Here is a 10,729-nt window from a genome sequence, read left to right on the forward strand (position 1 = left end):
ATTCATTGCGCAGGCCCCCAGCGCTTGAGCGCTGCCGCGATCGCGTGATCGGAAGGTGCACCCAGCAGATCCTGGATCGCGGCAGGCCATCCCTGGCCGTTTCGGATGGCAGCGGTCATCGCCGACAGTTGCTCAGGGGTTTGTCCGGCCACCCAATCCAGGCTGACCAGCGGTGCATAGTGCTCGGCCCAACCCTGCTCTCGAGCATCGGACAGGGTGCCGACGGGCTCGCCGTCATTGCCCAGGGCGCGAGTCAAATCATCGGCCTGGAGTTTCACCAACGCCGAGCGGGCGTCAGGGCCATCGGCATCGTCGACACACAACAAGCCGATCGCACCCGCCACGCCCTGGCTCAACCCCAGGTAACCAGGGGTCCGGTGCAGGTCGCTGGCATCGATCAACACCCGGCGAGCGAGCAGTTCGGCGATATGCGCGCGGCGTGCCCAGCGCCCGACACCCGCCTGCGCCACGTCCCAATCCGGCGCCTGGCTAAGCAACAGATGACCGTGACTCAGGCGACTGCCCCCCATGCCGGTCGGCCACTGGCTCAGTTGCTCGACCGTGGGGCTGCTGCCCAGGCGCCGCGCCACGCAGGCAGCCATGACGTCCAGGTCTTCGCGCACTTCACGGGCGGTTGGCTGGCGACTGGCATCCGCAAGTACCTGCACGCCGTCGAAGTTTTGCGTTGAGGCGCCGTGATAGGCGAAGTCCAGTGGACCCGCAGTCTGGCCGCTGGACGCCTGCCCATCGACCTCTATCTGCCACTGCCAGGCCCCCGCCGGAGCCACCGCATCCACGGCGACTGCCGCGCCCGCCGGCAATCCCGGCACCTCAGGCGTCAAACCGGCTTCGCTGCGTTGCACCGGCGCGCGCAACAACCGCTCGCTGTCCAGGCCCAGGCGCGGCACCACCCGGCGGGCTTCCAGCCAGACGCCTTGCGGGCCCAGCCAGAACGCCTCGCCTTCAGAGGGCCAGCCGCTGGCGCTCACGGTCCAGTTCAGTTGCACGCTGCAACCGCTCGCCACGCATTCAGCCAAGGGCACACGCAAATGCTCGGTCGCCTGTTCAAACGTGACCGGCTGCCCCAGTACGCTCACCTCCGTTATTTGCAAACCTGGCGGTAACTCGGCATCCAGATGGGTAGCGACCACGGCCTCCAGCGTCCACTGCCCCTCGACATGTCGCGCCGTGGAATCGACCCGCAACTGCAAACGCCCACCCGCCACCTGCCAGGCACTCGCCCCCGCCAGCCAGCGCTGTTCCCAGTCGGCGCTTTCGGCACGTTCCTCGGCCACGGACTGGTAACTCCCCTGCTCCACCAGATGCCGATGCAACAGGTTGCCACTGCCCAGCAGGCCCAAGGCTCCCAGGGCCAACAGTACACCGGGAAGCCCCAGCAAGCCTCGACGCAGATCCGCGAAACGGCGGCGCTCCGGACCACGAGGCAAGACGAGTGCCGCCACCGCGAGCAGCACCAGGCATCCCGCGAGCTTCCAGCCCGCCAAGGTCGCGAGATAAGGCAACCAGGGCGCCCAACCGACGAGCTGCGACAACGATACATGGGCCGGAATGGCCATTTCATAGGCGGGGTAACTGACCAGTCCCAACTCATGGTTGAGCACCAGGAAAAACGTCAGCAGCATCGACGTGGCATAGGCCAGCCCCGAACGACGAATCAACGCGTGCACCAGCACCGTGAGCATCGCCAGTTCCAGCAGTGGCGGCGCGAACACCAGCGCCTGGTAGATCAGCACAAAGCCCGGCGCCAGGCTGTCGGGCGCGGCAATCGCGCTGATCAGCAGGCTGGCAACACCCGGCACCAGCGCCAGGGCCAATGTCGCCATCAACACACAGGCCACCCGCCCCAACAAACGCAGCCACGCCGGTGCTGGGGTTGCCTGCAACATGGCGCCCAGGCCTTCGACGTCATCCCGTCGGCACACCAATCCCACCAGCGCCGCGACGATAAAGGCGATCACCAGGAACAACGCGCTCGACAACAACGGCAGGGTCAAGTCCGCCCGTGGCACCATCGGCCCACGCGCATGCCATACGCCGTGGACAAACCCGCTGAGCACCCCCATCACCAGCAGCAACCCCAGGGCTATCCACCAGATCCGTCGCGCGAACAGCTGCCGCACTTGCCAGCAGGCCTCACGCCACAACGCCTGCGGCCAGTGGTTGGCGGATAAAGGGCCCGGCAAGCGCACGCTGCTCGCCAACAGCATCGGCGGTTCAGCCAGCACCGCGCCGCTGCGCCGGCCCATCAAGCCCTGACGGCTGGTGCGGGCCAATACGACGGCCAACAACAGCAAGGGCAACACGCACCAGAGCACGCGGTTGAGCCAGAAACCCGGCGTTAATGCCAGCAGCGACTGGGACTTTTGGGCGGCAGTCCAGATCTCGACCTGAGTATGGGCAAAGGTAAACAGGGAGGGATCGAGGCTGGCCGCCAGCAGCGGGTTGATATCCCCGCCCTTGAGTACCACTACCGCGAACATCCACAGCAACATCAACACCGTCGCCAAGCCAAACGGCGCGGCCAGGCCACGGCTGCGCAAGGCCAGCAGGTAATACAACGCGCCGATACCGGTGCTCACCGGCAACAGCAAGGCCACCCAGGCAAACCCCAGCGCCGACCACATTGGCGCACCGATACTGGCTGCCGGCACCCAGCCGAGCCAGCCCAGCACCGGGCTCACCAGGAACCCGACAATCAACGAACTTGCGAGCAATCCACCCACCAGCGACGCGCCGATAAAGCGCCCCCACAACAGGGTCGGCAGCGACAGCGGCAAGGCCAGCAACACCTCTTCCAACTGTGCCTTGCGGTCGCGCAAGGCCGGTTGAGCAAAGACCCAGGCCCAGGCGAAAAACAGAAAGAACATACAGCCGCACGACATCAGGTAAATCAGGCTCGGTGCATTGCGGGCGATATCGCTGGCGCCCATTTTCTGCACGTAGTCGGCGTTGGTCAGGGACATCAACAGGTAGCCCGTCAGGCCGAGAAACACCAGCAAGGGAATGCCGCTGCGCAGCCCGGCGCGTACTTCCACCCAGGCCTCGCGCATCAGGAGAGCGAAGGTATTCATGCGTCGACCGCCTCACCGGCCTGGGCCAGCGCCAGGTAATAAATATCTTCCAGGCGCGGGGCATGGGGTGTGAAACGTGGGTCGGCGGGACGCTCGCCGTGCACGATGACGCGGCTGCCTTCGGGGCTTGCCGCCACATGCAAGGCCTCGGGCAGCGATTCGCCACGGGCAAACGACGCCTCCCACAGCCGACCCTGCTCGGCACCCAGCAACTCCGTGGGGCGACCTTCGACAATAATCTGCCCACCGGCCAACACCGCCAGGCGGCTGCATAGGTTCTCGACGTCTTCCACGATATGAGTCGAGAGCAACACGATGGACTCGGCAGCCACATCGGCCAGCACCCGATGAAAACGGTTGCGCTCGGCCGGGTCCAGGCCTGCCGTGGGTTCGTCGACGATCAACAGACGTGGCGAACCCACCAGCGCCATGGCAATGCCGAAGCGGCGCAGCATACCGCCCGAATAAGTGGCGAGCGCGCGGTGGGCGGCCGGCTGCAGATTGACCTTGTCCAGCAGGCCCTCAATCTCCTCGCGCCGCTGGCGGCTGTCGGTACGCCCCTTGAGCCAGGCGAAACGGTCAAGCAAGTCCCGTGCACTCACCCCCGGATAGGCCCCCAATTGCTGCGGCAGGTAACCCAGGCGGCGACGCAAATGATCGGAATCGGCCAGTACATCCACCCCGTCCAGGTGAACGCTGCCGGTATCCGGCTGCTGCAGGGTCGCCAGGGTGCGCATCAGGCTGCTTTTGCCCGCACCATTGGGGCCGAGCAGGCCATACATTCCGGGACCGACGCTCAGGTCCACACCGCGCAGCGCTTCGACGCCGTTGTTGTAGCGCTTGCACAGGCCGCGCACTTGTAAACCTGAATCGACTGACATCCGCAACTCCATGAGAGGAACACAGGCCCTGCAAGAGGGCGGCGAACGACGATAGTCAAGGGCGCGGGCGGGGCTCTACCCGATTCAAGTCATTTTCCAACCGCATCCTGCGGCCGATCAGTGTTACGCCCAACCGCTGCACCGCTGTAACCCGCGAGCGGCAAGCGGATGTGGGGCAAAAACGATTCGATCCGGGTAGTCACTGAAATGAGAATGACTACTATCTTTCCCCATGCATTTGCCTGCCCCCAGCGCCTGGGCCAACCCCGGCCCGGGCCCTAGCGATGAGAAGACGTTGAGCCATGGCCACTCCCAGCACCTCAACCGCAACACTGCTGCGCCAATCCTTGTCCGACGCCCTTGAACTGCCCGCCGACCAGATGCCCCTGGAGGCCAACCTGATCGAATGGGGGCTGGATTCCGTAACCCTGATCCGCCTCGCCGGCCAATGGCGGCGTCAGGGCCTGGCCGCGCGTTTCGCCGACCTGGTGGCGGACCCACGCCTGTGTGCCTGGCTGGTCCTGCTTGATACAGCACCCACAGCCCCTGCGCCTGTCAGCACCTATACCGACGACGGCTTGCCGTTCGAACTGGCGCCGATGCAGCACGCCTACTGGATCGGTCGCGCGCCCGGCCAACAGTTGGGTGGCGTAGCCGCGCACTTCTATAACGAGTTCGATGGCCACGACGTTGACCCGAGACAGTTGGAGGCTGCCGTGCGTGCCCTGCTGGCGCGGCACCCGATGTTGCGTGTGCAGTTTCTCGATGACGGTCGCCAGCAGATCCTCGCGCACAGCCCCTGGCCCGGGCTGACGGTTCATGATCTGCGCCAGGCCAGTGCTGAACAGGTGCAGCAACGGTTGGCGGCCTTGCGCACCGAGCTGTCCCACCGTCAGTTGGCCGTGGAACAAGGCCAGGTGCTGGATATCCAACTATCGCTGTTGCCTGCTGGCACGCGCCTGCACCTGAACCTCGACATGCTCGCCGCCGATGCCCTGAGCCTGCGCACCCTGCTCGGCGATCTGGTGCAGTTGTACCACCAACAACCCCTGCCCGCGCTGGACTACAGCTTTGCCCACTACCTGGCCGACCTGCGCCAGGAACAGGCCAGCACCGAGCAGCGTGATCGCCACCAACAGGCGCGCGACTACTGGTTAAACCGCCTCGACCAATTGCCCGGTGCACCGAGCCTGCCGATCAAGCCCCAGGGCGACGACCGCCAGGTCCGCCGTCGTCACCATTGGTTTCCGCCGTCCGAGCGCCAGGCGTTCGAACGCCATGCGCGGGAGCACGGGCTCACACCGGCCATGGCGTTGGCGTCGGTGTTCAGTGAAGCCCTCGGCACCTGGTGCGACACACCCGAGTTGTTGCTCAACCTGCCGCTGTTCAACCGCACACCGCTGCATGCCGACGTCGATCGCCTGGTCGGGGATTTCACCTCATCGATCCTGCTAGCCTGGGACGGACGGGTCCCCGGCACGTTTGCCGCGCGCGCCACGGCCCTGCAACGCCGCTTCCACAGCGATGTAGCGCACAGTGCGTTTTCCGGCCTGGAGGTATTGCGCGAACTGTCCCGGCAACGCGGTGAGCAAATGCTGGCACCCGTGGTGTACACCAGCGCGCTGGGCCTGGGAGAGCTGTTCGCCGAGGGCGTGCAGGCCAGTTTCGGCCAGCCGGCGTGGATCATTTCCCAAGGCCCGCAGGTGTGGCTCGATGCGCAAGTCACCGAGCTGGACGGCGGCATCCTCGTCAACCTTGATGCGCGTGAAGGGCTGTTCGCCGACGGTGTGCTGGATGGCTTGTTCGAGGCCTATACCGGCCTGTTGCAACGCCTGTGTTTTGAGCCAGCCGCCTGGCACCAGGTACCGCCTGCGCTGATCCCCGCCGAGCAACTAGCGGCACGCCAAACCGCGCAGGGCCAGCGTGCCCCCCTGCCCGTCAAGCGCATGCACGAAGCGTTTTTTGCCCAGGCGCGCCTGACGCCCACCTTGCCCGCGCTGCTGCATGGCAACCATCAGGTCGTCTGCTATGGCGAGCTGGCCGAGCGTGCCCTGCAAACGGCCGCGTATCTGGAAGACCAAGGCATCCACCGCGGCGATGTGGTGGCGCTGCAACTGCCCAAAGGCCCCGAGCAGGTCATCGCGGCGCTGGGCATCCTCGCCTGCAGCGCCACTTACCTGCCGATCGGCATCGACCAGCCCGAAGCACGCTGCCAGAAAATCTGTGAGGCGTCAGGCGCACGCTTGCTGCTCAGGACTCTGCCCGCCTCGGGCGCCACACTGGAAGCACCCCGGCCCGGCGACATCAGCGACCTGGCCTATATCCTCTATACCTCAGGCTCCACTGGCGAACCCAAGGGCGTGGAAATCAGCCACCTGGCGGCCGCCAACACCCTGGAAGACCTGCAACGGCGCCTGCACCTGGACAGCGATGACCGCATCCTCGCGCTCTCCGCGCTGGAGTTCGACTTGTCGGTATTCGATCTGTTTGCCGCGCTGTCCACTGGCGCGGCAGTGATCGGCATCGAGCAAGAGGCGCAGCGGGATGCCGCACGCTGGCGTGAACTGGCCTTGCAGTACCGCGCCAGCGTGCTCAATTGCGTGCCAGCGCTGCTCGACATGCTGCTCGGTTGCGCGCCCGACGACGCCCGCCTGCCCCTGCGCGCTGTGTTGCTGGGCGGTGACAAAGTCGCCCCGGAACTGGCACCACGCCTTTGGGCCCAAGCACCCGGTTGCCGCTTCATGGCCCTGGGCGGCGCCACCGAAACCGCGATTCATTCGACGTTGTTCGAAGTGCTTCCCGGCCAGCCGCTGCACTGGCACTGCATGCCCTATGGCAAGCCGCTGGACAATGTCAGCCTGCGCATCGTCGATCACCACGGCCATGACTGCCCGGACTGGGTCGCCGGTGAACTGTGGATTGGCGGCGCCGGCGTTGCCGAGGGCTATCGCGGCGACCGAGCGCACAGCACCGAGCGCTTTGTCGAATACCAGGGCCTGCGGTGGTATCGCACCGGCGACAGTGCGCGCTATCACCCCGACGGCAACGTCGAATTCCTCGGGCGTACCGACTTCCAACTCAAACTGCACGGCTACCGCATCGAAGCCGGGGAAATCGAAAATGCCCTGGTCGCCTGGCCCGGCATCGAACACGCCGTGGCGCTGCTCGCCGGCCCAAAATTGGCTGCGGTGGTGCGCCTGGTGGACGGCCTCGCAACCCCTACGCCTGTCAACCTGCCGGAGCTGACCCGACACCTGGCCGAACGCCTGCCGGCCTATATGATTCCGGCCCTTATCCTGGGCTGCGCACAGCTGCCCTTGACCGGCAATGGCAAGGTCGATCGCAAGGCGTTGACCGGCTGGCTGGCCGCCAACAGCATCACCCGGCCAAAAGACCTGTCGCCACCCTGCGACGCCATCGAACAACAAGTGGCGAGCGCCTGGCAGCAGTTGCTGGGCTGCGGCGAGGTTTGCCGTGAACATAACTTCTTTGCCCTGGGCGGCGACTCCCTGAGCGCCACGCGCTTGGTGCGCCTGCTCGCCGAACACGGGCTGAGCGGCGCACGCATCGCCCAGGTGTTTGCCAAACCGGTGCTGGCGCAGTTCTGTGCCGACCTGCATCAACAGGCCCAGGCCGAACCCCGGCGCACTGTCGTACCCGACCTGCCGCGGCGCCATGCGCCCTTTCCCATGACCGAGGTGCAACAGGCCTACTGGCTGGGCCGCGACCCGAGCCTGGTGCTGGGTGGCGTGAGCTGCCACTTCTATCGCGAATACGATGTCGAAGACCTTGACCTGCCGCGCTTGCAAAGCGCATTGCATCGCTTGATCGAGCGCCACGAAATGCTTCGCGCGGTGTTCGATCAACAGGGTCAGGCGCGCATCCTGCAACAGGTACCGGCCTTTGTGATCGGCCAGGATCACGCCAGCCTCGACGATTTGCGAGAACACTGCGCCCATCGCGTGTTCGATCCGGGCCGGTGGCCGCTGTTCGATGTGCAGGCCGTGTCCCATGGCCGGCACACGCGGCTGGCGATCAGCCTGGACAACCTGATTCTGGATGCCCTGAGCATCCTGCGCTTCTACGCCGAACTCGACGCCCTGTACCGCGACCCTGCACTGACGCAGGCGCCGCTGGAGTTGTCGTTTCGCGACTACCAATTGCAGTCCGCCGCAGATCCGGCCGAACGGGAAGCCGCGCAACGCTTCTGGCAGGAACGCCTGCCCGAATTGCCGCCCCACCCGCAACTGCCCCTCGCGGCCGACCCGGCCAGCCTGGGCCAGCCACGCTTCGAACGCCTGCAAGGACAAATCGGTGCCGACGCCTGGCAGGCGATCCTGGCCAAGGCCCAGCAGCATGGCCTGACCGCATCGGCGGTGCTGCTCTGCGCATTTGCCGAAACCCTCGGCCGTTGGAGCACACGCCCGGACCTGAGCCTTAACCTCACGCTGTTCGACCGTCGCCCCTTGCACCCGCAGATCGATCAAGTGATGGGCGACTTCACCTCCCTGACCCTGTTTGGCTATGCGCCTCAACCCGGCGAACGCTGGATCGACCGCGCACGGCGCACCCAGCAGACCCTGGGCGAAGCGCTGGAGCATCGTTGCCTCGGCTCGGTCAGCCTGCTGCGCCAACTGGCACGGGGCAATGGCGAGCAACAGGTGAGCATGCCGGTGGTGTTCACCAGTGCGCTGGGGGTGCCGGATGGCACGGCCGCGCCGGAGAATGGGCCGTTCGCCCACCAGGTCTTCGGCCTGACCCAGACCCCGCAAGTGTGGCTCGACCACCAGGTGGTGGAAGCCGACGGCGGTATCGCCTTGAACTGGGACCGCGTGATCGGGCTGTTTCCCGAAGGCCTGGTCGAAGCCATGTTCGACGCCTACCTGCACAGCCTGAACGGGTTGGCCGAACAAGCCTGGGACAGCGCCCCGCCCGACCTGCTACCGCAGACCCAGGCGCAGTTGCGCGCCCAGCTCAATGCTCCTGGCCCGAGCGTGCCGGGGGACCCGACGCTGCACCAGGGGTTCTTCGAACAGGCGCGCCAGGCCCCACAACGCCCGGCGCTGTTGTGGGGTGAACACGGTACGCTGCGCTATGGCGAACTGGCCGACCGGGCGCTGCGTATCGCGCGCAGCCTGATGGACGCCGGCGTCGCGCCGGGCGACCTCGTGGCTGTTTCCCTGGCCAAGGGACCGCAACAGATCGCCAGTGTACTGGGCATTCTGGCGGCGGGGGCTGCGTACCTGCCGGTGGGTGTGGACCAACCGTTGCAGCGCTGCCAGCGCATCCTGCAACAGGCCGGTGTGCCCCTGATACTCGCCGAGCACGACCCGCAACTGCCCGGTGTCAAACACCTCAAGCCGTCTCACGCGCAGAAGGCCGAACCGTTGTCGGCGCCTCAGACCGTTGTGGCAAGTGGGCTGGCTTATGTGATCTATACCTCGGGCTCCACCGGCCAGCCCAAGGGCGTGGAAGTCACCCACCGCGCGGCGATGAACACCGTGGCCGAAATCAACCGCGCCTACGGCATCGACGCCACCGACCGTGGCCTGGCCTTGTCTGCGCTGGACTTCGACCTGTCAGTGTACGACCTGTTCGGCCTGCTGTCGGTGGGCGGTGCCCTGGTGTTGATCGACGAAGACCAGCGCCGCGATGCACGGGCCTGGCTCCAGGCGCTGCAACAACATCGCGTGACCCTGTGGAACAGCGTGCCAGCCCTGCTCGACATGCTGCTGGAGGCCAACACCCATGACCGTCAGCCACTGGCACTGAAGGTAGCGTTGCTGTCGGGCGACTGGATTGGCCTCGACCTGCCGCAGCGCCTGCAACTGCAGGCGCCGGGCTGCCGCTTTATCGCCCTCGGCGGCGCCACCGAAGCGGCGATCTGGTCTAACCACTTCGAGGTGCGGCAAGCCTTGCCAGGCTGGCGTTCGATCCCCTACGGCGTACCGTTGGCCAACCAGGCCTACCGGGTGGTCGATGCCCTGGGCCGCGACTGTCCGGACTGGGTCACGGGGGAACTGTGGATTGGCGGGGCCGGTGTCGCCCGCGGCTACCGGCATGCGCCACAGTTGAATGCCGAACGCTTTGTCGACGGTTGGTACCGCACCGGCGACCTTGGTCGCTACCACCCCGACGGCCTGCTGGAATTCCTCGGGCGCGCCGACAGCCAGGTGAAAATCCGTGGCCATCGCATCGAGCTGGGCGAAATCGAAGCCGCCCTGGCTCGTCACCCTTGCGTGAATAGCGCCGTGGCGCTGGTCGCGGACAACCGGCTGATGGCCGCAGTGACCGCCAGCACCTGCGCCGAGGTCCTGGCGCAGCACCTGGAGCAGTGCCTGCCGGCGTATATGCGCCCGGAACAGATCCTGGTGCTGGAAAGCCTGCCTCTGAGCAGCAACGGCAAGGTCGATCGCCGGGCGCTGCTAGCCCCGTTGGCCGCCGCTGCCCAGCCACGCCCTCCCATGGACGAACAACCACTGAGCCCCGGCGAACAGAGGATCGCCGAGCTCTGGCAGCAATTGCTCAACGTGCCGAGCGTGTCGCGCCACGACAACTTTTTCCGCCTCGGCGGCGACAGCCTGCTGGCCACGCGTTTTCTCGAAATGCTGCGCACCCGCCTCGGCCTGGAACTGCCCATGGGCCAGTTGTTCGGCGCCGCCACCCTGATGGAAGTAGCACAGACCCTCGAGCGCCAGCCCGCCCCGCATACCGTTGAAGAAGGCGTTATCTGATGCCCGCGCAATCTCCCTTTTT

General features: G+C 66.1%; 3 protein-coding genes. 1 reads left to right on the forward strand and 2 read right to left on the reverse strand.

Features of this window, described 5'->3' with window-relative positions; genetic code table 11:
• Window positions 1-2 precede the first annotated feature (2 nt).
• Complete coding sequence (locus NTD86_RS22065; RefSeq protein WP_262205445.1) at window positions 3-3,092, reverse strand: ABC transporter permease; 3,090 nt, start codon at window positions 3,090-3,092, stop codon at window positions 3-5.
• Window positions 3,089-3,973, reverse strand: coding sequence for an ABC transporter ATP-binding protein (locus NTD86_RS22070; RefSeq protein ID WP_262205446.1), 885 nt, complete (start codon window positions 3,971-3,973; stop codon window positions 3,089-3,091). The genes NTD86_RS22065 and NTD86_RS22070 overlap by 4 nt, the downstream gene beginning before the upstream one ends.
• 302 nt (window positions 3,974-4,275) lie before the next feature.
• Here NTD86_RS22070 and NTD86_RS22075 point away from each other — a divergent pair, with 302 nt between their 5' ends.
• Entirely contained in the window at window positions 4,276-10,707 is a 6,432-nt protein-coding gene (locus NTD86_RS22075; protein ID WP_262205447.1) for a non-ribosomal peptide synthetase, read from the forward strand.
• The last annotated feature ends 22 nt before the right edge of the window (window positions 10,708-10,729 follow it).

Source organism: Pseudomonas sp. 7P_10.2_Bac1 (assembly GCF_025465935.1).
Lineage (GTDB): Bacteria > Pseudomonadota > Gammaproteobacteria > Pseudomonadales > Pseudomonadaceae > Aquipseudomonas.

What these genes read in the sequence shown, in the direction of transcription:
- NTD86_RS22075 (WP_262205447.1), top strand. Translation starts at nt 4,276, where the DNA reads ATGGCCACTCCCAGCACCTCAACCGCAACACTGCTGCGCCAATCCTTG.
- NTD86_RS22065 (WP_262205445.1), bottom strand. Translation starts at nt 3,092, where the DNA reads ATGAATACCTTCGCTCTCCTGATGCGCGAGGCCTGGGTGGAAGTACGC.
- NTD86_RS22070 (WP_262205446.1), bottom strand. Translation starts at nt 3,973, where the DNA reads ATGTCAGTCGATTCAGGTTTACAAGTGCGCGGCCTGTGCAAGCGCTAC.